The sequence below is a fragment of the Streptomyces sp. NPDC054794 genome (genome assembly GCF_053611585.1).
Genome location: NZ_JBSHAQ010000032.1, coordinates 53,776 through 78,227, shown reverse-complemented (window position 1 = coordinate 78,227; position 24,452 = coordinate 53,776). Strand labels below are relative to the sequence as shown.

Annotated in this window: 24 protein-coding genes and 1 riboswitch; of the genes, 19 read left to right on the top strand and 5 right to left on the bottom strand. The window is 71.2% G+C overall.

The window, feature by feature from the left end:
• Positions 1-169: 169 nt before the first annotated feature.
• Positions 170-300, top strand: a riboswitch (FMN riboswitch).
• A 148-nt stretch (positions 301-448) separates the two neighbouring features.
• The 9 genes from ACWGKT_RS29910 (at position 449) to ACWGKT_RS29870 (ending at position 7,825) form a co-directional block, all read left to right on the top strand.
• Positions 449-1,054, top strand: a complete 606-nt coding sequence (locus tag ACWGKT_RS29910) for a riboflavin synthase (RefSeq protein ID WP_235455841.1) — start codon at positions 449-451, stop codon at positions 1,052-1,054.
• Positions 1,051-1,692, top strand: coding sequence for a nicotinamide riboside transporter PnuC (gene pnuC / locus ACWGKT_RS29905; protein ID WP_356144941.1), 642 nt, complete (start codon positions 1,051-1,053; stop codon positions 1,690-1,692). Before ACWGKT_RS29910 ends, pnuC begins: the two co-directional genes overlap by 4 nt.
• Positions 1,689-2,999 (top strand): bifunctional 3,4-dihydroxy-2-butanone-4-phosphate synthase/GTP cyclohydrolase II, encoded by a 1,311-nt coding sequence (locus ACWGKT_RS29900; protein WP_356144939.1) that lies wholly within the window; start codon positions 1,689-1,691, stop codon positions 2,997-2,999. The genes pnuC and ACWGKT_RS29900 overlap by 4 nt, the downstream gene beginning before the upstream one ends.
• Before the next feature lie 20 nt (positions 3,000-3,019).
• Positions 3,020-3,505 (top strand): 6,7-dimethyl-8-ribityllumazine synthase, encoded by a 486-nt coding sequence (gene ribH, locus ACWGKT_RS29895; protein ID WP_356144937.1) that lies wholly within the window; start codon positions 3,020-3,022, stop codon positions 3,503-3,505.
• Between the two features lie 33 nt (positions 3,506-3,538).
• Positions 3,539-3,811 (top strand): phosphoribosyl-ATP diphosphatase, encoded by a 273-nt coding sequence (locus tag ACWGKT_RS29890; protein WP_023552153.1) that lies wholly within the window; start codon positions 3,539-3,541, stop codon positions 3,809-3,811.
• Positions 3,812-3,857: 46 nt separating this feature from the next.
• Complete coding sequence (hisG, locus tag ACWGKT_RS29885) at positions 3,858-4,715, top strand: ATP phosphoribosyltransferase (protein WP_356144935.1); 858 nt, start codon at positions 3,858-3,860, stop codon at positions 4,713-4,715.
• A gap of 21 nt (positions 4,716-4,736) precedes the next feature.
• Positions 4,737-5,204: a PH domain-containing protein gene (locus ACWGKT_RS29880; protein ID WP_453276132.1), complete on the top strand. Its 468-nt coding sequence runs from the start codon at positions 4,737-4,739 to the stop codon at positions 5,202-5,204.
• Between the two features lie 204 nt (positions 5,205-5,408).
• A complete protein-coding gene (locus ACWGKT_RS29875; protein WP_453276131.1) occupies positions 5,409-6,743 on the top strand; it encodes a hemolysin family protein in 1,335 nt (444 codons plus the stop codon).
• Positions 6,740-7,825, top strand: coding sequence for a hemolysin family protein (locus ACWGKT_RS29870; protein WP_453276130.1), 1,086 nt, complete (start codon positions 6,740-6,742; stop codon positions 7,823-7,825). Before ACWGKT_RS29875 ends, ACWGKT_RS29870 begins: the two co-directional genes overlap by 4 nt.
• A gap of 28 nt (positions 7,826-7,853) precedes the next feature.
• On the opposite strand, the gene ACWGKT_RS29865 is transcribed toward ACWGKT_RS29870, so the two are convergent.
• Together ACWGKT_RS29865 and ACWGKT_RS29860 are read right to left on the bottom strand one after the other, a co-directional pair.
• Positions 7,854-9,719 (bottom strand): AAA family ATPase, encoded by a 1,866-nt coding sequence (locus tag ACWGKT_RS29865; protein ID WP_453276129.1) that lies wholly within the window; start codon positions 9,717-9,719, stop codon positions 7,854-7,856.
• Between the two features lie 448 nt (positions 9,720-10,167).
• Positions 10,168-10,770, bottom strand: a complete 603-nt coding sequence (locus ACWGKT_RS29860; RefSeq protein WP_453276156.1) for a uridine kinase family protein — start codon at positions 10,768-10,770, stop codon at positions 10,168-10,170.
• Positions 10,771-11,043: 273 nt separating this feature from the next.
• On the opposite strand from ACWGKT_RS29860, the gene ACWGKT_RS29855 reads away from it, so the two are divergent.
• The 5 genes from ACWGKT_RS29855 to ACWGKT_RS29835 all read left to right on the top strand — a co-directional run bounded on the left by ACWGKT_RS29855 (position 11,044) and on the right by ACWGKT_RS29835 (position 16,106).
• A complete protein-coding gene (locus ACWGKT_RS29855) occupies positions 11,044-12,000 on the top strand; it encodes a hypothetical protein (RefSeq protein WP_235455829.1) in 957 nt (318 codons plus the stop codon).
• 35 nt (positions 12,001-12,035) lie between these two features.
• Complete coding sequence (locus ACWGKT_RS29850; protein WP_356144925.1) at positions 12,036-13,577, top strand: amino acid permease; 1,542 nt, start codon at positions 12,036-12,038, stop codon at positions 13,575-13,577.
• Between the two features lie 198 nt (positions 13,578-13,775).
• Positions 13,776-15,140: a peptidase C39 family protein gene (locus ACWGKT_RS29845; protein ID WP_453276128.1), complete on the top strand. Its 1,365-nt coding sequence runs from the start codon at positions 13,776-13,778 to the stop codon at positions 15,138-15,140.
• A 101-nt stretch (positions 15,141-15,241) separates the two neighbouring features.
• A complete protein-coding gene (locus ACWGKT_RS29840) occupies positions 15,242-15,382 on the top strand; it encodes an SCO1431 family membrane protein (RefSeq protein ID WP_453276127.1) in 141 nt (46 codons plus the stop codon).
• 64 nt (positions 15,383-15,446) lie between these two features.
• Positions 15,447-16,106, top strand: coding sequence for a TetR/AcrR family transcriptional regulator (locus ACWGKT_RS29835; protein ID WP_453276126.1), 660 nt, complete (start codon positions 15,447-15,449; stop codon positions 16,104-16,106).
• 73 nt (positions 16,107-16,179) lie between these two features.
• On the opposite strand, the gene ACWGKT_RS29830 is transcribed toward ACWGKT_RS29835, so the two are convergent.
• A complete protein-coding gene (locus ACWGKT_RS29830) occupies positions 16,180-17,436 on the bottom strand; it encodes a glycoside hydrolase family 18 protein (RefSeq protein WP_356144917.1) in 1,257 nt (418 codons plus the stop codon).
• A 331-nt stretch (positions 17,437-17,767) separates the two neighbouring features.
• Here ACWGKT_RS29830 and ACWGKT_RS29825 point away from each other — a divergent pair, with 331 nt between their 5' ends.
• On the top strand, positions 17,768-18,940 hold the full coding sequence (locus ACWGKT_RS29825) for an acyl-CoA dehydrogenase family protein (RefSeq protein WP_453276125.1): 1,173 nt from the start codon (positions 17,768-17,770) through the stop codon (positions 18,938-18,940).
• Positions 18,941-18,959: 19 nt separating this feature from the next.
• On the opposite strand, the gene ACWGKT_RS29820 is transcribed toward ACWGKT_RS29825, so the two are convergent.
• Positions 18,960-19,190, bottom strand: coding sequence for a hypothetical protein (locus ACWGKT_RS29820; RefSeq protein WP_453276124.1), 231 nt, complete (start codon positions 19,188-19,190; stop codon positions 18,960-18,962).
• 139 nt (positions 19,191-19,329) lie between these two features.
• Here ACWGKT_RS29820 and ACWGKT_RS29815 point away from each other — a divergent pair, with 139 nt between their 5' ends.
• Positions 19,330-20,430, top strand: a complete 1,101-nt coding sequence (locus tag ACWGKT_RS29815) for a hypothetical protein (RefSeq protein WP_453276123.1) — start codon at positions 19,330-19,332, stop codon at positions 20,428-20,430.
• 11 nt (positions 20,431-20,441) lie between these two features.
• Positions 20,442-21,536 carry a phosphotransferase family protein gene (locus tag ACWGKT_RS29810; protein ID WP_453276122.1) on the top strand — a complete coding sequence of 365 codons (1,095 nt, stop codon included), beginning with the start codon at positions 20,442-20,444 and terminating at the stop codon, positions 21,534-21,536.
• Positions 21,537-21,576: 40 nt separating this feature from the next.
• On the opposite strand, the gene ACWGKT_RS29805 is transcribed toward ACWGKT_RS29810, so the two are convergent.
• Positions 21,577-22,014: a hypothetical protein gene (locus ACWGKT_RS29805; RefSeq protein WP_356144909.1), complete on the bottom strand. Its 438-nt coding sequence runs from the start codon at positions 22,012-22,014 to the stop codon at positions 21,577-21,579.
• 268 nt (positions 22,015-22,282) lie between these two features.
• Between ACWGKT_RS29805 and ACWGKT_RS29800 the strand changes: the two genes are divergently transcribed.
• Positions 22,283-22,723: an Lrp/AsnC family transcriptional regulator gene (locus ACWGKT_RS29800; RefSeq protein ID WP_235455816.1), complete on the top strand. Its 441-nt coding sequence runs from the start codon at positions 22,283-22,285 to the stop codon at positions 22,721-22,723.
• Between the two features lie 60 nt (positions 22,724-22,783).
• Positions 22,784-24,397, top strand: coding sequence for an amidohydrolase (locus ACWGKT_RS29795; RefSeq protein ID WP_453276121.1), 1,614 nt, complete (start codon positions 22,784-22,786; stop codon positions 24,395-24,397).
• Positions 24,398-24,452 lie beyond the last annotated feature (55 nt).

The following is a 24,452-nucleotide window of genomic DNA, read 5'->3' as shown; positions in this document are numbered from 1 at the left end:
CCTAAAAGGACTAGACCATTCAGGTCAATGGTCGCGGAACATCCCGCCGATGGAGCCGATGGCGCGTCAGCAGCCCGGAGAAGTCCAGCGAAGTGCCCTGTGAGGCACCACACATGGTTCACCTGTATGGACCGCGATCGAGCGTGGCAGACTGGCCATGTACCAGAAGCAGCGCACTCCGGGGTCGGTGAAAGTCCGAACCGGCGGTTACAGTCCGCGACCCGGTCGCTTCCAGCGGCCGGTTGACCAGGTGAAATTCCTGGACCGACGGTTAAAGTCCGGATGGGAGGCAGTGCGCGGCGGGCGGGCATGCGTGCGCGCCGCCGTCTCTGGGCTCGTCCGAACGGACGAGTCCGTCCGGCGTCGTTCCCGGTGTTCTCGCCCGTACCTGCTGTCGTCATCGACAGGCCCCGGAGTCCGTGCCCCATGAGGCAGGAGGACCCGGGAAGTGTTCACCGGAATCGTCGAAGAGCTGGGTGAGGTCACCGCCGTCGAGAATCTCGGCGACGCCTCCCGCTTCCGACTGCGAGGCCCCGTCGTGACCGAGGGCGCGCAGCACGGCGACTCCATCGCCGTGAACGGGGTCTGTCTCACCGTCGTCGAGCACGAGGGCGACGAGTTCACCGCCGACGTGATGGCCGAGACCCTCGACCGCTCCAGCCTGGGCGTCCTGACCGTGGGCTCCCGCGTCAACCTGGAGCGCCCCACCGCCGTGGGCGCGCGTCTGGGCGGGCACATCGTGCAGGGCCACGTCGACGGCACCGGTGCGGTGCTGGCCCGCACGCCCTCCGAGAACTGGGAGATCGTGAAGGTCTCGCTGCCCGCGGACCTCGCCCGCTACGTCGTCGAGAAGGGCTCGATCACCGTCGACGGCATCAGCCTCACCGTCGTCGAGGCCGGCCCGGACTACTTCACCGTGAGCCTCATCCCGACCACCCTCGCCCTGACCACGCTCGGCCTCAAGCAGCCCGGCGACCCGGTCAACCTGGAGGTCGACATCATCGCCAAGTACGTCGAGCGGCTGCTCGCGTCCGGTCAGGGGGCCGGCCGGTGAACTGGCTCAACTCCGAGGCCTTCGTCCTGTTCGGCCAACACATCAAGTGGTCGGACATGATCGGCAACATCCTCGGCCTGATCGCCCTCGCCCTCGGCTGGCGGCGCTCCCTGTGGAGCTGGCCGGTGCAGTTCCTGTCCGGCCTCGTCCTCTTCGCCGCCTTCGTGAACCACCTGACCGGCAGCGCGGGCAAGCAGGTCGTCGTGATGGCGGTCGCCGGCTACGGCTGGTGGCAGTGGAGCCGCGGCAAGGGCCAGGGCGAGGACGGCCACATCAGCGTCCGGTTCGCCACCTGGCGCGAGCGCGCGGTGATGCTCGCCGGCGCCGCCGTCGGCACGGTCGCGGTTGCCCTGCTCTTCGAGGCATACCCGAACCTGTCCTGGGACCCTTGGCCGGACGCCTACATCTTCGTCGGCACGATCGTCGCCATGTACGCCCAGGCGCGCGGCATGGTCGAGTTCTGGTTCGCCTGGCTGCTCGTCGACCTGGTCGGCGTGCCGCTCAACTTCGCCAACGGCTACGCCTTCTCAGGCTTCGTCTACGTCATCTACGGCGCACTCGTCCTGTGGGGCATGCGCGACTGGTGGCTGCGCTCCCGCAGGGACGCGCGGCCCGTCCTGGAAGGAGCGCCGGCATGACCGCGGCCCCCCTGCTGTACAGCACGGACACCATCGAGGACCTCACGCTCGACCCCGTCGAGCAGGCCATCGCCGACATCGCCGCCGGGCGTCCGGTCGTGGTCGTCGACGACGAGGACCGGGAGAACGAGGGCGACCTCGTCATCGCCGCCGAGAAGGCGACCCCCGAAATCGTCGCCTTCATGATGAGCGAGTGCCGCGGCCTGATCTGCGCCCCCATGGAGGGACCGGAGCTGGAACGGCTGCGGCTGCCGCAGATGGTCGAGGACAACACCGAGTCCATGAAGACCGCGTTCACCATCTCCGTGGACGCGTCCGCCGCCCACGGCGTGACCACCGGCATCTCCGCCGCCGACCGTGCGACCACGCTCCAACTGCTGGCGAGCGGCACGGCCGAGCACACCGACTTCGTCCGCCCCGGCCACATCTTCCCGCTGCGCGCCCGGTCCGGCGGCGTCCTGGTCCGCGACGGCCACACCGAGGCCGCCGTCGACCTCGCCCGCCTCGCGGGCCTGCGCCCGGCCGGCGCGATCGTCGAGATCGCCGGCGAGGACGGCCGCATGCTGCGCCTGCCCGAACTGGTCCCGTTCGCCCGCAAGCACGGCCTGACGATCATCTCCATCGAGGACCTGATCGCCTACCGCCGTTCCTGTGAGCCCACCGTCCGGCGCGAGGCCGAGGTCAACCTCCCCACCCGGCACGGCGACTTCACGGCGTACGGCTACCGCGCCAGCGCCGACGGCGTCGAGCATGTCGCTCTGGTGCACGGCGAGATCGGCGACGGCGAGGACGTCCTCGTCCGCGTCCACTCCGAATGCCTCACCGGCGACGTCTTCGGCTCCGCGCGCTGCGACTGCGGCCCCCAGCTGGACGCCTCGCTGGAGCGCATCCAGGCCGAGGGCCGGGGCGTGGTGGTCTACCTGCGCGGGCACGAGGGCCGCGGCATCGGACTGCTGTCCAAGCTGCGCGCCTACGAGCTGCAGGAACAGGGCCACGACACCCTCGACGCCAACCTCGAACTCGGCCTGCCCGCCGACGCCCGCGACTACGGCGCCGGCGCGCGGATCCTGCAGGACCTCGGGGTCCGCAGCGTGCGCCTGATGACCAACAACCCCGACAAGACCGACGCCCTGCTGCGCCACGGGCTCAAGGTCACCGGCCGGGAACCGATGCCCGTACAGGCGGGCGAGCACAACCTCCGCTACCTGCGCACCAAGCGGGACCGGATGGGTCACGACCTGCCCTGGCTGGACACCTCGGGCGTGGCGGCCTCCGCCGCGTCCGCGGCCACCTGCGGCAACCAGTAACACAGCACACAAGGAGAGACGTGAGCGGCAAGGGTGCACCGGAACTGTCCGTACGGGGCGCGAGCGACCTCAGGGTCGCCGTCATCGCGGCACAGTGGCACGACAAGGTGATGGACGGTCTGGTCGACGGCGCCCTGCGCGCCCTGCACGAGCTGGGGATCGACGAGCCCACGCTGATCCGCGTCCCGGGCAGCTTCGAGCTCCCGGTCGCCGCCAAGGTCCTCGCGGGCCGCGGCTACGACGCGGTCGTCGCCCTCGGCGTCGTCATCCGCGGCGGCACCCCCCACTTCGACTACGTGTGCCAGGGCGTCACCCAGGGCCTCACCCAGGTCTCCATCGAGACCGGCGTCCCGGTCGGCTTCGGCGTGCTCACCTGTGACACCGAGGAGCAGGCCCTGGACCGGGCCGGTCTGGAGGGCTCGAACGAGGACAAGGGGCACGAGGCGGTGACGGCGGCGGTGGCGACCGCGTGCACGCTCCGCTCAGTATCTGAACCCTGGCACTGAGGCACCGCCCCCAGCGCGTAGGGTGAGGACATCATGTCCAAGAAGACGTTCGAGGAGCTCTTCACCGAGCTCCAGCAGAAGGCCGCCCACGGCGATCCCGCCACGTCCCGCACCGCAGAGCTGGTCGGGAAGGGCGTCCATGCCATCGGCAAGAAGGTCGTCGAAGAGGCCGCCGAGGTCTGGATGGCCGCCGAGTACGAGGGCAAGGAGGCGGCCGCCGAGGAGATCTCGCAGCTGCTGTACCACGTCCAGGTGATGATGGTCGCCCGCGGGATCTCCCTGGACGACGTCTACGCCCACCTGTAAGCCCTCGCCGTTCCAACCCCCTTCTCACGCAAAGGAAGCCGACCTCATGCTGCGCATCGCCGTCCCCAACAAGGGTTCCCTGTCAGGCCCTGCGGCGGAGATGCTGCATGAGGCCGGCTACCGGCAGCGCCGGGAGTCCAAGGAACTGCGGATCGTCGACCCGGTCAACGAGGTGGAGTTCTTCTACCTCCGCCCCCGCGACATCGCGATCTACGTCTCCTCCGGCCGCCTCGACATCGGCATCACCGGACGCGACCTGCTCATCGACTCCGGGGCGAGCGCCGAGGAGATCCTCCCGCTCGGCTTCGCCCGCTCCACCTTCCGCTACGCCACCAAGCCCGGCACCGCGGGCGGCGTCGAGGACCTGAACGGCAGGACGGTCGCCACCTCCTACGAGGGCATCGTCGCCAAGCACCTCGCCGACAACGGCATCGACGCCTCCGTCGTCCACCTCGACGGCGCCGTCGAGACCGCCATCGAGCTCGGAGTCGCCGAGGTCATCGCGGACGTCGTCGAGACCGGCACCTCGCTGCGCAACGCGGGCCTGGAGGTCTTCGGCGAGCCGATCATGAAGTCCGAGGCCGTCGTCATCCGGCGCACCGGCGCGGGCGTCGAGGAGGCTGCCGAGTCCAAGGTCCAGCAGTTCCTGCGCCGCCTGCAGGGCGTCCTGGTGGCCCGGACCTACGTGATGATGGACTACGACTGCCGCGCCGAGCACCTGGAGGCGGCCGTCGCCATCACCCCGGGCCTCGAAGGCCCGACCATCTCGCCGCTGCACAACGAGGGCTGGGTCGCCGTCCGCGCCATGGTCCCGGCCAAGGACGCCCAGCGGATCATGGACGACCTGTACGCCATCGGCGCGCGGGCCATCCTGACGACCGCCATCCACGCCTGTCGCCTCTGACGGCGAGGAAGCCGCACACCCATGTCCGAGGAACCGACGCCCCTTCCCGACCTCCCCGTCACCTTCCGGCCGGGACGCACCCGTGCGATCCTTCTCACAGCCGGGGTGGCGATCTTCGTGGTCATATCCGGCGTAGCGATGCTGCTGGACCAACTGGGTCCGGGGGAGCGGCTCAGCTTCATCATCACCGGCGCCCTCATCTTCTGGGTGCTGGCCCTGCTCGCCCGGGTGAAGGTCGTCGCCGAGGAATCCGGCGTCACCGTCGTCAACATCGCCAGCAGGCGGCGTCTTGACTGGGCGGAGATCCTCCAGGTGAACCTCCGTCCGGGCGATCCCTGGGTGTTCCTCGACCTCAGCGACGGCACCAGCCTGCCCGCGCTCGGCATCCAGCCGGGCGTCGCCAAGCGGCGTGCCATACAGGACGCGCGCACGCTGCGGGCGCTCACCGAGGCCCGCACGGCGGCACGTCCGAAGCAAGATCAGGGCTGACTCGGGGACGTCCGCCCTGCCGCACCGGGCCGTGTCTTGATTAATCTGTTGGCGGAGGCGTTTTCGTTGCGCCTCCGCCCCTGCCGCTCCGCCCGGTGCACAGGGGCTCCTGCTACCCGAGGAGTGACCCTCTCCGGCGATGGACGGATCGTCCTGTAGTACCTGCGCCGCCCCCTACCGACATTGCGCGGAGGCGGCGGCATCATGACCACCCCCCTGCTGCTCCTCGGAGCCGCGTTCCTGCTGATCCTCGCCAACGGCTTCTTCGTCGCCGCCGAGTTCGGCCTGGTGACGGTCGAGCGCCCCGAGGCCGAGAAGGCCGCCGCCGAGGGCGACCGACGGGCCCGTACGGTCGTCGAGGCGCTGAAGGAGCTGTCCTTCCAGCTCTCCGGCACCCAGCTCGGCATCACCATCACCTCCCTCGTCGTCGGCATGCTCGCCGAGCCCGCGCTCGCCGCGCTGCTGCACGGCCCGTTCGCCGCGATCGGCATCCCCAAGGGCGCCGTCTCCGGTGTCGCCGTGGTCGTCGGCATGCTGCTGGCCTCCGCGATCCAGATGGTGATCGGCGAACTCGTGCCCAAGAACTGGGCGGTGTCCAAGCCCCTGCAGGTCGCGCGCTTCGTCGCCGGCCCGCAGTACCACTTCTCCCGGCTGCTGCGCCCGGTGATCTCGGCGCTCAACACGGTCGCCAACCGGCTCGTGAGCATGCTCGGGGTCGAGCCCGCAGAGGAGCTGGCCTCCGCCCGCACCCCCGGCGAACTCGTCTCCCTGGCGCGGCACTCCGCCCGGGCGGGTGCCCTGGAACAGGACACCGCGGACCTGTTCGTCCGCACGCTGTCGCTCGGCGAGCTGACCGCGCAGCACGTCATGACCCCGCGTGTGAGGGTCAGCGCGCTCCAGGACTCGGCCACCGCCGAGGACGTGGTCAACCTCACTCGCGCCACCGGCCTGTCCCGGTTCCCGGTCTACCGCGAGAAGATCGACGAGATCGTCGGCATGGTCCATCTCAAGGACGCCCTGGCGATCCCCCCGCGCGACCGGCTGCGTACCCCGGTCGGCCGTATCGCCCGCAAGGCGCTGCTGGTCCCCGAGACGCTGCCGGTGCAGCCGCTCCTCGCGCGGCTGCGCAGTGAGCAGCCCATCGCGGTCGTCGTCGACGAGTACGGCGGCACGGCGGGCGTGGTCACCCTGGAGGACATCGTCGAGGAACTCGTCGGCGAGGTCCGCGACGAGCACGACGGGCTGGACATGCCCGAACTCGCCGCCGTCCCGCCGGAGGACGGCCGACCCGCCTGGGACGTGGACGGCAGCTGCCGCGTCGACATCCTGCAGCGCATAGGCCTCGACGTGCCCGAGGGCCCGTACGAGACCGTCGCCGGCCTGGTCGCCGACCTGCTCGGCCGCATCCCGGCCCCCGGTGACCGGGCCGAACTGCCCGGCTGGCGCCTTTCCGTCCGCCAGGTCGGTCACTACCGCGCGGAGCGGGTCCGTCTGGTCCGCACCGCCCCCGTGGCCCCGGCGATGGAGGCCGTCCGATGAGCGTCCTCCAACTGATCTTCGCCGGACTGCTCGTGCTCGCCAACGGCTTCTTCGTCGGCGCCGAGTTCGCGCTCGTGTCGGTCCGCCGCAGCCAGATCGAACCGCTCGGCACCGCCCGGGCCCGCCAGGTCCTGTACGGCCTGGAGCGGCTGCCCCAGATGATGGCCGCCGCCCAGTTCGGCATCACCGTCTGCTCGCTGACCCTGGGCGCGGTCGCCGAACCGACGGTGGCGCACCTGCTGGAGCCGGTGTTCGAGTGGATCCACCTGCCGCAGGGCGTGATTCACCCGCTCGGGTACGTCATCGCCCTCGCCGCCGTGGTCTTCTTCCACCTCGTCATCGGCGAGATGGTCCCGAAGAACCTCGCGATGGCGGCGCCGGAGAAGGCCGCGTTGTGGCTCAGCCCCGGCCTGGTCGCGTTCGCGCGTGTGTGCCGGCCCATCACGGTGGCGCTCGGCACCGTCGCCCAGGGCATCCTGCGGCTCTTCCGCGTCGAGCCCAAGGACGAGGTCGAGGCCGTCGTCACCAGCGAGCAGCTCAACCGCCTGCTGGAGGACTCCGGCCAGGCGGGCCTCCTCGGCCCCGAGGAGCGGGAGCGCCTGGAGGACGCGCTGGAACTGGGCTCGCGCCCGGTGACGGACGTGCTGCTGCCGCGCGAGTCACTGGTGACGGTGCCGCCGTCGGTCACGCCGGGCCGGATCGTCGGGCTCACCGCCCGCACCGGCTACTCCCGCTTCCCGGTCGCCGCGGAGAACGGCGCCTTCATGGGCTACCTGCACGTGAAGGACGTACTCGACCTGGAGGAGTCCGAGCGGGCCGTGCCGCAGCACATCTGGCGGCCCATGACGACCCTGCGGGCCGAGCTGCCGCTGGACGACGCGCTCACCGTGATGCGCCGTGCCGCGACACACCTGGCCCAGGTCGCCGACGCGTCCGGGAAGGTGCTCGGCCTGGTCGCGCTGGAGGACGTACTGGAGCTGCTGGTCGGCGAGGTACGGGACCCGGCGCACCGGCACATCCCGGGGACGAAGGTCACCGAGCCCCGGGTCAGCGGGGAGCCGGAAGGCGTGCTGGCGGGCTGAACCGCCCGTGGGGCGCGGGGTCCGTCGGTCACATGGCCGACGGATCCTGCGGTCCCCGCCCCGACAGCACCTCTCCGTAGGCCTGCATCAGGTCCGGCAGCCGCAGCGTGGCCAGATCGTCCCGGGACAGCGCCCCGGGGTAGGCCGACAGCCGCAGATCCCGGTACGCGCAGCTCTTCTCGTACAGCGTCCGCAGGAACCGCCCGTTGCCCAGCTCGTCGATCCATCCCTGGTCGACGACGTGCCCGGCGATGGACCGCAGCTCGTCCAAGGCCTCCTCGTCCCACACGTCACCGTTCTCCGCGGCGAGCACCTCGCCGATGGAAGTGAGTTCGAGGGGGCGGTACGAGGGGAAGTCGACGCGGGTCGTGAAGCGGGACGACAGCCCGGGGTTGGCGGCCAGCAGCCGGTCCATGCCCTCGGGGTAGCCGGCCAGGATCACCACCAGGTGGTCCCGGTTGTCCTCGGCCCGCTTGAGCAGCACCTGCAGGGCCTCGTCGCCGTAGGCGTCGCCCTTGCCGTAGCCCGAGTTGGACAGCGAGTACGCCTCGTCCACGAACAGCACCCCGCCGATCGCGGAGTCGATCAGTTCATTGGCCTTCACGGCGGTCTGGCCCAGGTACTCGCCGACCAGGTCGGCCCGCTGGGCCTCCACGAGGTGGTCGCCGCCGAGCAGGCCGAGGGCGTAGAAGACGCGGCCGAGGATGCGGGCGACGGTGGTCTTGCCGGTGCCGGAGGGGCCGGAGAAGACGAAGTGGCGCTTCGGCGGCTGCACGGGCAGCCCCTGCCCGGCCCGCAGCCGGGCCATGTTCAACTGTGCGGAGAGCGCCTTGACCTGGCGTTTGACGGGTTCCAGACCGACCATGCGCTCCAGTTCCGCGAGCGCCTCCTCAAGGAGGACCGGGTCGGTGGGGCCGGAGGGCAGCGGCTGCCCCGGCAGGCCGGTCTTCTCCCGCACCGCCGGGTCGGCCACGGACGCGAGCGGACCGGCGGGCGGCAGATCCGCCTCGGGGAATCGCAGGTCACGGCCCTCGGTGCCGAACAGCGGGTCGAATCCGTCGGGCCCGTCCACGACGTCCTGGCCGGCACCGGTCAGCGTGATCGCCACGAAGTCGGCCGCGTCGTCGTACCCGTCGCCCTCGGCGATGGCGGCGAGCCGGGCCGAGGTGTCCATGAAGGCGGGGTCGACGCGGTGCACGGCCCGGTAGAGCGGGAGGGCGGCCGCCGACCGGCCCGTGCCCTCGTGCGCCCGGGCCAGCCAGTACCGCAGCTCCTTGCGCTGCGGCTGCTCGCTGCGGCAGCGCATCAGGGCCGCCGCCAGCAGGGGCTCGGCCTGCCCGTACATCTCCAGTCGGACCCGTGCCATGCCGCCGAACAGGCCCGCCTCGATGCCGAGCAGGGCGTCGTCGAGCAGCGGGTCGGTGTGCCGGACGAGCTGCTCCCAGTCCTTGACCAGGTAGGCCCGGCAGGCGTGCAGAAAGCGGACCTGCGGGTCGGTGTCCACGGGCGGCAACCCGGCGAGCGCCCGGTCCAGCTCCGGGACGTGCCGGCCGTCCAGCCAGTGCGAGGCGTGCGCGAGCAGCAGGTCGCGCGGGCTCTCAAGCACCGGCTGCACCCACCAGCCCAGCCAGTACCAGGAGTTCAGCGGGCGCCGGTGCCGGGCGCGCTGCTCCCCGAAGCGGTCCCGGTGCCGGAACATCCTGAGCAGCGCGGTCGTCGTGTCGACGCGCAGCGCGTGCAGCCCGAGCCAGGCGTCGGTCATCCCGGGATCCATCCGTACCGCGGCCCGGAACTCCTCCTCCGCCTGTGGATAGGCGCCCATCGTGTAGGCGTCCACGCCTCGCACCCAGGCGAGGTCGGCCGGGGCATCGGGGCCCTGCGTGCCGAAGTCCATCACGTCCCCCACAAACCGTGCCCCCGTTGGTTCACCACCGGGCAGGCGCCCGACGGCTGCCTTGGTCGAACCGCTGTGCCGCGGACCGGAGTTGAAGGTGCGCGAAGCAGCCGTCCGAAGGTCGCACCGAGGGCATCGTACCTGCGGGCCGGGCGCCCGCCGAAGGGTGGCGCACATGCCGTTTGACGTGGTGGGAGCAGACGGGGCGCAGACGGTCCGGTGACCGAGGGTGAGCGAATCAGCGCACGCGGCGTCCGGAAAACGGACCCTGGGCAGAACGAAGCCCCCGATCACGGGGGAACAACCGGGGGCTTCGCGTTCATGGGCGGCTCCTAATGGCCGCACATTGAGAACGTAAGTCCTGTACGGCCCCCCGGTCAAGCCGAGTTGGAGCACTCGAACAAGTTCCCTCGCAGGGGTCTTCACAAGTTCAGCACACTGCGGACGGTCAGTCACGGTGGGTGACCGGATGGTCCGGTCCAGCAGTATCGGCGGGCCCCGGCAGTACCTCGTACCCCTGTGGTGACTGCCGTACCAGAAGGTCGGCGTAGGGCCGGGAGGGGTCCGCGGCGAAGTGTCGGCGTTCCGCCTCGACCCATCCGGCCCAGAACTCCCGCTGTTCCACCCCGTCCCGCAGCCGCCCGCGCGCCCAGGACTCCTCGCGCCCCAGCTCCATCCACAGCAGCCGCGCCAGGTACGGGCGCAGTGCGCGGCGGCCGGCGCCGACGCCCTCGACGAGGATCACCGGCGCGGGCTCCAGCGGTCGGGGCGGGCCGAAGCGCCGGGCGCTCCAGTCGTAGGGCGGGTACGCGGCGGGCTCGCCGCGGCCGAGCGGCTCGATCACCTGGCCGAGCAGCCGGCCGGTCCACTCGAAGAGTTCGTCGTGGCCGGCGATGTCGTCGAGGCGCAGCACCGGCGCCCCGCCCAGGGCGGAGGCGAGCCGCTCGGCGAAGGTGGACTTGCCGGACCCGGCGTGCCCGTCGACACCGATCAGCCGGACCGGGCCCAGGGAGGGCGGGAGCCCGCTCAGCAGGGAGGCGAGGTCGCGAATGGTGATTCCTGAGGTGTGGTGCGGTGTGGGCCGGGTGGGGGCTATTTTCCGGAAACATTCTAGTAGCGGCCCATGGCGGACGGAGCGGCGGGCTCCGCTCGCCGATAGAAACGTATCACCTTGAACTACTCGCGGGTCGTTCGCCAATCGTCTCATTAATGTTCCGAAACGGCTGACCGATATGTCGAATTCGGCGTTCCAGGTGTGGCCCGTGCTGAGTAAGGTGCCTCGTGCGCAACTGCGATACGTCGTAACGGGGACGGACAGGGGAAGATGGCCGCGGAGTTATTCGAGGGGCACTATGTGTGGCATCCGGCGGCCGACGACCGTGTCCTCGCGAGCGTATGCGTCGACGTGCGCGCCGGGCGTTATCTGAGCGCCCGCGAAGCCCTGGCCGAGACGCGCGACGACTTCGGCCTGCGCGCCCATCGCTCCCTGGTCCTGGCCTCCGAGGCGGCCGGCACCGACCTCGTCGAACGCTGGCTGGCCGAGGAACCGACCCCCGAGGCCGCGCTGATGTGGGCCCGGGTGGCCGTCGCCCGCGCCGTACGGGCCGCCGACGCCCGCGACGAGCGGGCCGAGGCCCTGGAACGCATAGCGCTGGCCGCCTGCGACCGGGCCGCCACCATGGCCCCGGCCGATCCCACGCCCTGGGCCGCCAAGCTGGCCATGGCCCGGCTGCACCGGCTGCGCGACCCCGCCCCCAACGGACTGCTCACCTCCCCGCCCGGCCCCTGGCGGCTGTTCGCGCACATCCTGAACCTCGACCCCTGGCACCGCGAGGCCCACCACCGCTTCCTGTCGTTCTTCTTCACGCGCCACGGCGGCTCGGTCAACGCCGCCTGGGACGTGGCCGCCTTCCTCAGTCAGCGGGCGCCGGGCGACTCCCCGCTCCGGCTGCTTCCGCTGGTCGCCCTCGTGGAGAGCTACAACCCGACGCAGCTGCTCGCCGACCGCGTCTGGGAGCAGCCCCAGTGGCGTTCCACCGCCCTGGCGATCTACCACAACTGGTTGCCCGTGGCGGCCGGTTCCCGCTTCACCCCGGTGCTCGACCTGGCTTACCTCGCGCACGCGCTGGTCATGGCCCAGCGCGAGTTCGAGGCCCGGGCGGTCTTCACGGCGATGGGGCCGTACGCCTCGCGCATGCCCTGGAGCGTCTTCGGTGACCCCGCGGAGCAGCTCTCCCGGGCCCGGCGTGCCTGCGGTCTGCCCGTGCCCGGGACCGCCTGACCCTGCTCGTCCCCTACTGAGAGAAAGGTCGATCTGTGTCAGAACGGACATCGACTCCACGGGCCCGGACCCGCGGGGGAGAAGACCCGATCGTGCTCGACGACGATGCGACCCTGCACGCGATGGGGTATCCGCGGAAACTCACCCGCCGATTCCAGGCGTTCGACAATTTCGCGATCTCCTTCACCATCATCAATATCCTCTCGGGTATTTTCTCGTCCTTCGGTTTCGGCATGAACGCGGGCGGTCCCCGCATTCTCGTGTTCGGCTGGATCGGTGTTTCCGTCATGGTGCTGTTCATCGGCGCCGCCATGGCGGAGGTCGCGTCGGCCTATCCGACGAGCGGGGCGCTGTATTTCTCCGCCGGTAAACTCGCCAAACGTCACAAGGGTGCCTGGTCCTGGTACACGGGCTGGCTGAACTTCGTCGGCCAGATCGGTGGCACCGCCGCGACCGGATACGCGGCCGCCACCTTCATCCAGGCCTTCGTCGCCCTGCAGTGGACCTCGTACGAGCCGACCGTCCACCAGACGGTCCTGATCACGGCCTTGATCATCGTGCTGCAGGGGCTCGCCAACACCTACACCGTCCAGCTCGTCGCCCTACTGAACCGGATATCCGTGTGGTGGCTGCTGATCGGACTCGTGGTGATCGTGACCGCACTCATCGTCATGCCCGACCACCATCAGTCGGCGTCCTTCGCGACGCATTTCGTGAACAACACCGGCTTCACGAACGGGCTTTACGGCGGCATGCTCGGCCTGCTGGTGACGAGCTGGACCTTCACCGGGTTCGACGGCAGCTTCCACATGTCCGAGGAAACGGTGCGGGCGACGCTCAACGCGCCCAAGGGGATCACCCGGGCGATCGGCTATTCGGCGATCACCGGCCTGATCCTGATGCTGGCACTGGTCTACAGCATTAGCGACTACGACAAGGTCGCGGGCTCCTCCGCACCGCCCGTCCAGATTCTCATCGACGGGCTCGGCATGGGCTGGGCCAAGGCGCTGCTGCTGATCGTCATCGGCGCCATGCTCTTCTGCGGCCTGGCCAACCTCACCAGCAACACCCGCCAGATCTTCGCCTTCTCCCGGGACGGCGCCATGCCCGGCTCCCGCCTGTGGCACTCGGTCTCGCCGCGCACCCGCACGCCCGTCAAGGCCGTATGGCTGGCCGTGGCCTGCTCGCTGGCCCTCGTGGTGCCGGGCTGGTGGTCGCACACCGCGTTCACCGCCATCGTCAGCGTCAACGTCGTCGGGCTCTTCCTGGCCTATGCCGTGCCGATCTTCCTTCGGCTGCGGCTGGGCGACGAGTTCCAGCCCGGGCCCTGGCACCTGGGCCGCTGGAGCAAGCCGATCGGCTGGCTGGCGGTGACCTGGATCCTGCTCAGCAGCATCCTGTTCATGCTGCCGCAGGCCTCACCGATCACCGTCGACTCCTTCAACTACGCGCCGATCGCCCTGGCCGCCGTCCTGGCCGTGGCCACGGTGTGGTGGTTCGCCACCGCCCGTCGGCGCTTCCAGGGACCGGTCAGCTACGGCCGCCCGGACGAGGTCGCCGCGATGGACCTCATCTGACCCACTCGCCGTGGGCCCCCGTCCTGCCCTCCAGGGGTACGGCGGGGGCCCGCGGCGCGCCTCCCGGGCGGTACCAGAGGACAAGACCAATATTCGTGGCGTGGCATGGGTCGAAGTGCTGGCAGGGGCATGCCGCTTGCGTCCATAGTTGGCGCACACCTGCATTGGACCACTCGGACACCTGGGGGTCTTCCACCCATGAGCAGAGCCGAACAGCCGTCCCGCAGAACCGTCCTGGCCGCGGCCGTCGCCGCCGCGGTGGCCTCGGGCACGGCCCCGGCCGCCGCGACCGCGGCCCCGCCCGATCGCGGCGCCCGCGACTTGGGCACCGCCCGCCCGGTCGACAACCGTGCCTGGACCACGTACGCGGACTGGCGCTGCGGTGGCGCCCAGGGCGTGCGGGCCGTCTCCGGCGCGCGCCCCGGTGTGGTGATCGCCGTCCCGGCCGGCACCACCGACTACACCGACCCGCACACCGGCACCACCGCCCCCTGGGAGTACGCCACCTGGACCTCCCCGGTCCACCGGCTCACCGTCCCCGCCACCGAGGTCATCGCCTCCTGGAACGCGCACACCCCGGCCGGCACCTGGATCCAGGTCGAGCTGAACGGCACGTACTCCGACGGCACGGAGACTCCCTGGTACGTGATGGGCCGCTGGGCGGCCGGCGACCAGGACATCAAGCGGACCTCGGTGGACGACCAGACCGACGGCAAGAGCACCATCTGGACGGACACCTTCGCCATCGACGACCCGGCCACGGGGCTGCGCCTGGTGTCGTACCGGCTGCGGCTGACCCTCTACCGCAGGCCCGGCACCAGGATCACCCCCACGGTCTGGCGGCTCGGCGCCATGGGCTCCGACATCCCCGACCGCTTCACCGTCGCGGCCTCCACCCCCGGCCTCGCCCAGGAACTGGGCGTCCCGCGCTACTCGCAGGAGATCCACAAGGGCCAGTACCCGCAGTACGACAACGGCGGCGAGGCCTGGTGCAGCCCCACCTCCTCGCAAATGATCATCGAGTACTGGGGCGGCCGGCTCACCCCGGAGCAGCTCGCCTGGGTCGATCCGTCCTTCGCCGACCCGCAGGTGTGCCACGCCGCCCGGTACACCTACGACTACCAGTACGCGGGCTGCGGGAACTGGCCGTTCAACGCCGCCTACGCGGCCACCTTCCACGGCCTGCAGGGCGTGATAACGCGACTGGGCTCGCTCACCGACCTGGAGACGCTGATCGCGGCCGGGATCCCGGCCATAACGTCCCAGTCCTTCCTCAAGACCGAGCTGACCGGCGCCGGTTACGGCACCTCCGGCCATCTGATGACGGTGGTCGGCTTCACCGCGGACGGCGACGTGATCGCCAACGACCCGGCCTCGCCGAGCGACGAGGCGGTGCGGCGCATCTATCTGCGGCGGGAGTGGGAGAACATCTGGCTGCGGACCAAGCGGTACAACGCCAGTGGCAAGGTGGTCTCGGGTACGGGCGGCGTCTGCTACCTCTACTTCCCGGCGCATCCGAGCCCGCGCCAGCGCAAGGCGCTCGCGGCGGTGGGCGTGCGCTGACCCTGTGACCAACGTCTCCGCCGCAAAGGGCGTCGCGGGTGGCAAGGTGGAGGGATCGATGGGGCATTTCGCCCCGTAACGTCCGACCTCAGTGAGACAGCATGACGGCACACTCAGCCACCGCCACCCGCGCCCGCACCGGCGGCCCCAAGGACGACGGTCCGAAGATCTTCGAGCACGCCATGGGATGGGTCCTGGTCATGGTGGTCGCCATGCTCGTCACCCGGCTCGGACTGCTGTGACCTGACGCATAACCGACCTGACATACTGCGGGTGTCCGGCCGCCCGTTGAGACCAGGGTCGAAATTGAATATTAGTCAACAGCCCGCCGTCGTCCGCCCCCGGGCGCGCGGTACCGAGCGCTCCGTGGCGCGTCGCGCCGAACTCATCGCCATCGGGCGAAAGTTGTTCGCCGACACGTCCTACGACGCGCTCTCCATGGACGACATCGCCCGGCAGGCGCATGTCGCCAAGGGGCTGATCTACTACTACTTCCAGTCCAAGCGCGGCTACTACCTGGCGATCATCCAGGACTCCGTCACCGACCTGGTCACCTTCGCCGCGAGCGGCCTCGAACTGCCCGCCGTGGACCGCGTCCACCGCACCGTCGACAGCTACCTGCGCTTCGCCGAGCACCACCAGGCCGCCTACCGCACCATCGTCAGCGGCGGTGTCGGCTTCGACGCCGAGGTGCACGCCATCCGGGACGGCGTGCGCGAGGCGATCGTCGCGACCATCGCCGAGGGTGCCTACGGCCGCAGCGACATCGCGCCGCTGGCCCGCATGGGCCTGCTCTCCTGGGTGTGCAGCGTCGAGGGCGCCACCCTGGACTGGATCGACCACTCCGAACTGTCCCGCGAGACCATGCGCGAACTCCTGGTGAAGGCGCTCGGTGGAGTGCTGCGCGCCATCGAGGAGCTGGACCCGGCCTACCCGGCCCCGCAGCCGGCCCGCCGCGACGCCTGACACCAGGGGGCGGAGGCCGCCGCCCCCGCCCCCCGAGTCACCGGCGCCCGTGTCCGGGCCTGCCGGGACGTCCCTACTTGATCGCCTTGATCAGCTCACCGTTCGCGGTGTCCCCGCTCAGCTCCCAGAAGAACGTGCCGCCCAGACCCTGCTGGTTCTTGTACGTCGTCTTCGTCGCGATGGTCGCGGGGGTGTCGTAACTCCACCAGTTGTTCCCGCACTTGGCGTAGGCCGTGCCGCCCACCGTGCCGGTCGCCGGGCACTTGGCCTTGAGCACCTTGTAGTCGTCGATGCCCTGCTCGTACGTTCCCGCGGCCGGGCCGGTCGCCGTGCCGCCGGGAGCCGCCTGGGTGACGCCGGTCCAGCCGCGTCCGTAGAAGCCGATGCCGAGCAGCAGCTTCGAGGCCGGTATGCCGAGGCCCTTCAGTTTCGCGACGGTCGCGGAGGTGTGGAAGCCGGCTTTCGGGATGCCTGAGTAGGAGTTCAGCGGCGAGTGAGGGGCGGTCGGGCCCGCCGCGTCCCAGGCGCCGAAGTAGTCGTACGTCATCGGGTTGTACCAGTTGACGTACTGTGCGGCCCCCGCGTAGTCCGCCGCGTCGATCTTGCCGCCGCTGGTGGCGTCGGCCGTGATCGCCGCGGTGACCAGCGCGCCGCCGCCGAACTTCGCCCGCAGCGCCGCCATCAGGTTCCTGAAGGCCGCGCGGCCGCTGGTGTCGCAGCTGTTGCCGCAGGCGTTGGGGTACTCCCAGTCGATGTCGATGCCGTCGAAGACACCCGCCCACTTGGAGTTCTTCACCAGGTCGTAGCAGGACTGGGCGAAGGCGGCCGGGTTCCGCGCGGCCTCGCCGAAGCCGCTGGACCAGGTCCAGCCGCCGAACGACCACAGGATCTTCAGGCCCGGGTGCTTCTTCTTCAGCTTCAGGAGCTGGTTGAAGTTGCCGCGCAGCGGCTGGTCCCAGGTGTCGGCGACCCCGTCGACGGACTCGGCGGCGGTGTAGGCCCGGTCGGTCGCCGCGTAGGAGTCGCCCATCGCGCACTTGCCGCCGGTCACGTTGCCGAAGGCGTAATTGATGTGGGTGAGCCTGGCCGCCGAACCGGAGGTCTCGACGTTCTTCACGAAGTACTTGCGGTCGTAGGTGCCCCATTCCGTGAAATAGCCGACGACCTTCGAGCCGGCGGCCGCCTTGGCGGCGGGTGCGGCCGCGGGTGCGGCGGCGGGGGTGGCGGTGGCCGTGCCCGCTCCGGCCAGCAGTCCGGCGCCGAGGACGGCGCAACAGGCTGCGGAGACGAGCGCCCGGAACCGGGCGCGCGGGCGGTGGGCAGTGTGCATCGGGTGTCTCCTCGTGGGGGGAGGGGAACGTGCGCCGATTGGCATGAACGCGGTCGAGCGTTGGTCCTAAAGAGTAGGAGGACTAGACCACTTGGTCAATGGTTCGGACCAATCTCGGGAGGGTGGGAACGGGGGTGGAATTCTGGGAGTGAGCGGTCGTTAACTGGTGACTGGAGGTCGCCGATCGGGCATACTCACAGCGCAAGCCGCTGGTCAGCCGCTCCCGAGACCCGGGAGCGCATGCATCGGCCGGACTTACGAAGACCAGGCGGCGCCGCCCACCCACGGCGCACGTCCGCCGATGTGCCCCAACAGGGAGGAGACCGTCGCCATGTCCGACCGCGCCCCGCACTCCGTGGAGCGTCATCTGCCCACGGACGAGGCCAGGGACCTGATCGCGCTCGTCCGTGAGATCGCGCAGCGCGAGATCGCCCCGCGGGCGGCCGAGGAGGAGGACGCCGGACGCTTCCCGCGCGAGGTCTTCACCCTGCTCTCGGAATCAGGACTGCTCGGTCTGCCGTACGACTCGGAGTACGGCGGCGGCGACCAGCCGTACGAGGTCTACCTCCAGGTCCTCGAAGAGCTCGCCATGGCCCGCCTGACCGTCGGCCTCGGCGTCAGCGTCCACACCCTCGCCTCCTACGCGCTCGCCGCCTACGGCACCAAGCAGCAGCAGGTCGAGCACCTGCCCGCGATGCTCGGCGGCGGTCTGCTCGGCGCGTACTGCCTGTCCGAGCCGTCCTCCGGTTCGGATGCCGCCTCCCTGCGCACGAAGGCGGTGCGGGACGGCGACGACTGGGTCATCACCGGCACCAAGGCCTGGATCACGCACGGCGGCATCGCCGACTTCTACACCGTCATGGCCCGCACGGGCGAGGACGGGCCGCGCGGGATCACCGCGTTCCTGGTGCCCGGTGACGCCGAGGGGCTCAGCGGCGCGGCGCCGGAGAAGAAGATGGGCATGAAGGGCTCGCCCACCGCCCAGGTTCACCTGGACGGCGTACGCGTCTGCGATGAGCGGCGCATGGGCGATGAGGGCCAGGGCTTCGCCATCGCCCTGTCCGCGCTCGACTCCGGGCGACTCGGCATCGCGGCCTGCGCGATAGGCCTGGCCCAGGCGGCGCTGGACGAGGCGCTCGCCTATGCCGGCGGGCGGCGCCAGTTCGGGCGCTCGATCTCCGACTTCCAGGGCCTCAGATTCATGCTCGCCGACATGGCCACCCAGATCGAGGCGGGCCGGGCGCTGTACCTGTCGGCGGCGCGGCTGCGGGACGCGGGCCGGCCGTTCGCCAAGCAGGCGGCCATGGCCAAGCTGCACTGCACCGACACGGCGATGAAGGTGACGACCGACGCCGTGCAGATACTCGGCGGATACGGCTACACCGCGGACTTCCCCGTCGAGCGCTACATGCGCGAGGCCAAGGTCCTGCAGATCGTCGAGGGCACCAACCAGATCCAGCGGATGGTCATCGCCCGCCACCTCGCGGGCCCCGAGACCCGCTGACCCGCGCCGGGGCGCACGCTCAGCGGTCCACCGGCTCGCTGAAGTGGCCCGGGAGCACCGTCGGGGCCGCCAGCCTGACCCACTCCGGGTCGTGGCGGCCCGGCAGGGTGCGGCCCCCGTCCTCCCAGGTGCGCAGGAGATCGCGGTAGATCGGCGGGTCCTGCGGCTGCGGTGGCGGCGGAACCGATTCTGCCGCCCGGGGGACGAAGACGCGGTACCGACGCCCGGTTGCCGTTTGTCTAGGGGCCATACCAGGGCAACGCCCGCCACGGCGGACAGGTCACCGGTCCCGGGAATCGGCCGTGCGTTCGCGGACGTACCGCTCAGGGTCTGGCCTCCGCAGGTCGGCTGACGTACCGTCAGCCGAACTGCCGCCAGGGAGGTGTGCCGTGGCCGACGACCGCCCCGTACCGCTCGACGAGTACCCCGTGCACCAGGTCCCGCTGTCCATGAAGCATGTGGCCACCGGGGACCGCAACGCCTACGACCGCTGCATCTTCCACTTCCTCGACCACGAGGGACGCGCCCTGCTCATCCTCGGGCTCGGCGTCTACCCCAACCTCGGGGTGATCGACGCCTACGCGACCCTGCGCACCGGCGACACCCTGCACGCCGTACGCGCCTCGGACGCGCTCGGCGACGACCGGACGCGGCTCGTCGTCGGTCCGCTGCGGATCGAGGTCGTGGAGCCACTGCGGCGACTGCGCCTCGTGTGCGACGACGACCTGCTGTCGTACGACCTCACCTGGAGCGCGGACTTCCCGGCCCTGTGGGAGCCCCATCACCTCCAGCGCCGGGGCGACCGGCTGACGCTGGAGGGGCGCCGCTTCGTGCAGGCGGGCCGAGCGCGGGGGCTGATCCGCGCCGGGGACGAGGAGTTCCGGGTCACGGCCGAGGGCTGGACCGGCACCCGCGACCGCAGCTGGGGCGTGCGGCCCGTCCCGGGGGAGGAGGGCGGACGTCTCGCCGAGGAGCACCGGCCCGAGGGCTTCCACTGGATCTGGTGCCCGGTCCGCTTCGCCGACCGCTTCCTGATGGTCATCACCCAGGAGGACGCCGACGGCTACCGCACCCTGAGCGACGCGACCCTGGTCGTCCCGGGTCGGCGCGACAGCCAACTCGGCTGGCCCCGGACGGAGATCACCTATCGTCCGGGCACCCGCCACCCCGAACGCGCCGTCGTCCACCTGGGCGACCCGCGCAAGCCGCTGGAGCTGGAGGTCGAGATCCTGGCCTCGTCCCCGCTCGCGGTCGGCGCCGGCTACCCGCCCGCCGACGACTGGCAGCACGGGACCTGGCACGGCAAGGAGTGGACCGACCGCCGTACCTACGACCTGACGTCCCCTCACCCCCTCGCCGCCTACGGGGTCACCGACCACGCGGCCCGCTTTCGGCTCGACGGGCAGGTCGGCCACGGCATCTTCGAGCACGGCTCGTTCGGCCGGCACGACCCGAGCGGATTCACCGGCTTCGACTCGGTCGCACCCTGAGGGAGGCACAGATGGCCACGGCACCCCGACCCCGCACCACCACCCGCGATCCCGAGGACCTCACCCGCCGCCTCACCGCCTGGCTCGGCACCCGGCTGCCCGGCGCCAAGGCTGTCGGGGTCACCGCCCCGACGTCCAACGGCATGTCCAGCGAGACCCTTCTCTTCCACATCGAGCACCCCGAACCCCCGGTGCGCGCCTGTGCGTTGAGGCTCGCGGCGGACCCGGCGGCGTACGCCGTCTTCCCGGTCTACGACATGGCCCGGCAGTTCCGCACCCTGCGCCTGGTGGCGGACCGTACGGACGTCCCGGTGCCGAAGGTGCTCTGGCTGGAGGAGGACCCCGAACCGCTCGGCGCGCCGTTCTTCGTCATGGAGCGGGTGGACGGGCGCGTGCCGCCGGATGTCATGCCCTATACGTACGAAGGCAGTTGGCTGCACGCGGCCACCGACGCGGAGCGTGAGCGCCTGGAGGCGGGCACGGTCGGGATCCTGGCGCGGCTGCACGACCAAGTGCCGCCCGAGGAGGCCGAGTTCCTGTCCCTGCCCGGAGACGGAGACGCCCTGCGCCGCCACGTCGAGTCCCAACGCGCCTACTACACCTGGGTGATCGACGGTCTGGCCCGCTCACCGCTCATCGAGGCCGCGTTCGACCGGCTGGAGGAACTGTGGCCGGGCGAGCCCGGCGCACCGGTCCTCAACTGGGGCGACGCGCGCATCGGGAACATCGTCTACGACGGGTTCGACCCCGCGGCCGTCCTCGACTGGGAGATGGCGGCCCCGGCCCCGCGCGAGGTGGACCTCGGCTGGACCGTCTACCTGCACCGCTTCTTCCACGACCTGACCGTCGCCTTCGGCCGGCGCGGACTGCCCGGCCTCCTGCGGCGCGACCGCGTCGAGGCCCGCTACGCGCGCCTGACCGGGCACACCCCACGGGACATGGACTTCTACACCCTGTACGCCGCACTGCGGCACGCGATCGTCATGCTGCGCGTCGCCTACCGCCAGGCGTACTTCGGTGAGGTGGCCGTCCCCGCGGACCCGGACATGCTGATCCTGCACCACGGCAGCCTGCGGGCCATGGTGCAGGGCAGCTACTGGGATTGAGCGAGGCCGGGCAGGACCCGGCGAGTCGAGCCCGCGGGGCTCAGGCCGCTTCGCGGCGCATCGTCGGTACGCGCATCGGGCGCGAGCCCGCGCCGCCGACGTGCGAGAAGGGCTGCGTCCGCCAGTTCAGACCCTGGGGGAGCGTCAGCAGAAGCGCGGTGTCCTGCTCCTGCGGCCGGAAGGACTCGTCCGCCGGACGGGCGTCGGCGGCGGCACGGCCCGTGCCGGCGCACGCCGTGAGTCCGAACGGGTTCCACGGCGAGACGCACAGCGCGTGCTCCGGCAGGACCTCCTCGTCCGCCAGCAGGGCGATGGGCTGCGCGCAGTCCGGGCAGATCACCCGGTACATCTCGAAGGTGTCGTAGGCGTCGAGGTCCTCGGCCTCGTAGGCGTCGGGTTCGACGCCCTCCGGCTCGGGCTCGACGACCGGCTGCATCCGCTTGGGCACGGTACGACCAGGGCGCTTAAGACTCTGCATGGGATTCTCCCCCTCGGGCTGGGCCGTGAAGGCACTGCGGCCTCGACCACAGCAAGCACTTCCCGTCCCGTCTGGGCGGTAATCACGAGTGCATCACGGAGGCCGTCGATGCGCTGTGGCGTTCGTCACATGCCGTGCGCAGGTGCCCGCTGCGGCGGGTTTTTCCCACCGGCGGCTCACAGCGGGCTCCCCGCGACGTCACGAACCGGCTATGACCTGCGTCGCTCGGGTATCCGAGGAGATCAGGCGCACTGTAGGTTCTTGCGCCATGGAGGAGCTGGACCGTCAAATCGTGCAGCTGCTCGTCAAGGACGGGCGGATGAGCTACACAGACCTGGGCAAGGCCACGGGCCTGTCCACGTCGGCCGTGCACCAGCGGGTGCGACGGCTCGAACAACGTGGCGTCATCCGCGGCTACGCCGCGGTCGTCGACCCCGAGGCGGTGGGGCTGCCGATGACCGCGTTCATCTCGGTCAAACCCTTCGACCCCAGCGCGCCCGACGACATCGCGGACCGCCTGGCCCCAGTCCCCGAGATCGAGGCCTGTCACAGCGTCGCGGGCGACGAGAACTACATCCTCAAGGTCCGCGTGGCCACCCCCCACGAGCTGGAGGAACTCCTGGCCCGCGTGCGCACCCTGGCCGGAGTGTCCACCCGCACGACGGTGGTGCTGTCCACGCCGTACGAGGCACGGCCGCCGAAGGTCTGAGACACGGCCCGACGTGCCCCGAGTGCGGTGCGGGCCCTCGCGCGCGAGAGACTGTGCGGCATGACTGAACGTCCCGTCGACACCAAGACCGTCCTGCTGCGCCGTGGCGAGGTGCACAGCCCCGCCGACCCCTTCGCCACCGCGATGGTCGTGGAGCGCGGGCAGGTGGCCTGGGTGGGCTCGGAGGGCGCCGCCGACGCCTTCGCGGACGGTGTCGACGAGGTGGTCGACCTGGACGGCGCGCTCGTCACGCCCGCCTTCACCGACGCCCATGTGCACGCCACGTCGACCGGGCTGGCCCTGACCGGCCTCGACCTCTCCGACGCGCCCTCCCTCGAAGCGGCCCTGGCTCTCGTACGCGACTTCGCCACCGCCCGCCCGCACGACCGCGTCCTGCTCGGCCACGGCTGGGACGCCTCCCGCTGGCCGGGCGGCCGCCCCCCGACGCGCGCGGAACTCGACGAGGCCACCGGGGGACGGCCGCTGTACCTCTCCCGCATCGACGTCCACTCGGCCGTCGTCACCACGGCGCTGCTGGACCTGGTACCGGGCGAGCTCTCCCGCGTGGACGGGCCGCTCACCCAGGACGACCACCACGCGGCCCGCGCGGCCGCCTACGCTGCCGTCACCCCGGCCCAGCGCGCCGAGGCCCAGCGGGCCGCGCTCGCGCACGCGGCCTCCCTCGGCATCGGCTCCGTCCACGAGTGCGGCGGGCCGAAGATCTCCTCCGAGGACGACTTCGCCGACCTGCTGCGGCTCGCCGCCGAGGTGCCCGGCCCCCGAGTGGTCGGCTACTGGGCCGAGCAGGGCGAAGAGGGCGTCGCCAGGGCGCGGCGGCTGGGCGCGCTCGGCGCGGCCGGCGACCTGTTCGTCGACGGCGCCCTCGGCTCGCACACCGCCTGTCTGCACCAGCCCTACGCCGACGCCGACCACACCGGCGCCGCCTACCTCGACGCCGACGACATCGCCGCCCATGTGATCGCCTGCACCGAGGCGGGCCTCCAGGCGGGCTTCCACGCCATCGGCGACGCCGCCGTGACCTCCGTCGTCGAGGGCGTCCGCGCCGCCGCCGAGAAGATCGGCCTCGCCCGCGTCCGCGCCGCCCGCCACCGCGTCGAGCACGCCGAGATGCTCACCCCCGAGTCCGTCGCCGCCTTCGCCGAGCTCGGCCTGACCGCCTCCGTCCAGCCCGCCTTCGACGCACTGTGGGGCGGCGAGGGCGGCATGTACGCCCAGCGCCTCGGCGCGGAGCGGGCCCGCACGCTCAATCCCTTCGCGACCCTGCTGCGCGGCGGCGTCCCGCTCGCCTTCGGCTCCGACAGCCCGGTCACGCCCCTCGACCCGTGGGGCACGGTTCGCGCGGCAGCCTTCCACCGCACCCCGGAACACCGGATCTCCGTGCGCGCCGCCTTCACCGCCCACACCCGCGGCGGCTGGCGGGCCGTCGGCCGCGACGACGCGGGCGTCCTGGTCCCCGGCGCGCCCGCCGACTACGCCCTGTGGCGCACCGACGCGCTCGTCGTCCAGGCCCCCGACGACCGGGTCGCGCGCTGGTCCACCGACCCCCGCTCCGGCACCCCGGGCCTGCCCGACCTGACCCCCGGCAACGACCTCCCGGTCTGCCTGCGCACCGTGGTGGGCGGCCGGACGGTGTTCGTACGGCCGGGCGAGTGATCTCCCGGGGTGGCGCGGGCGTGATCGTCCGGCGCCGCCTCGTCGCGCGACCTGC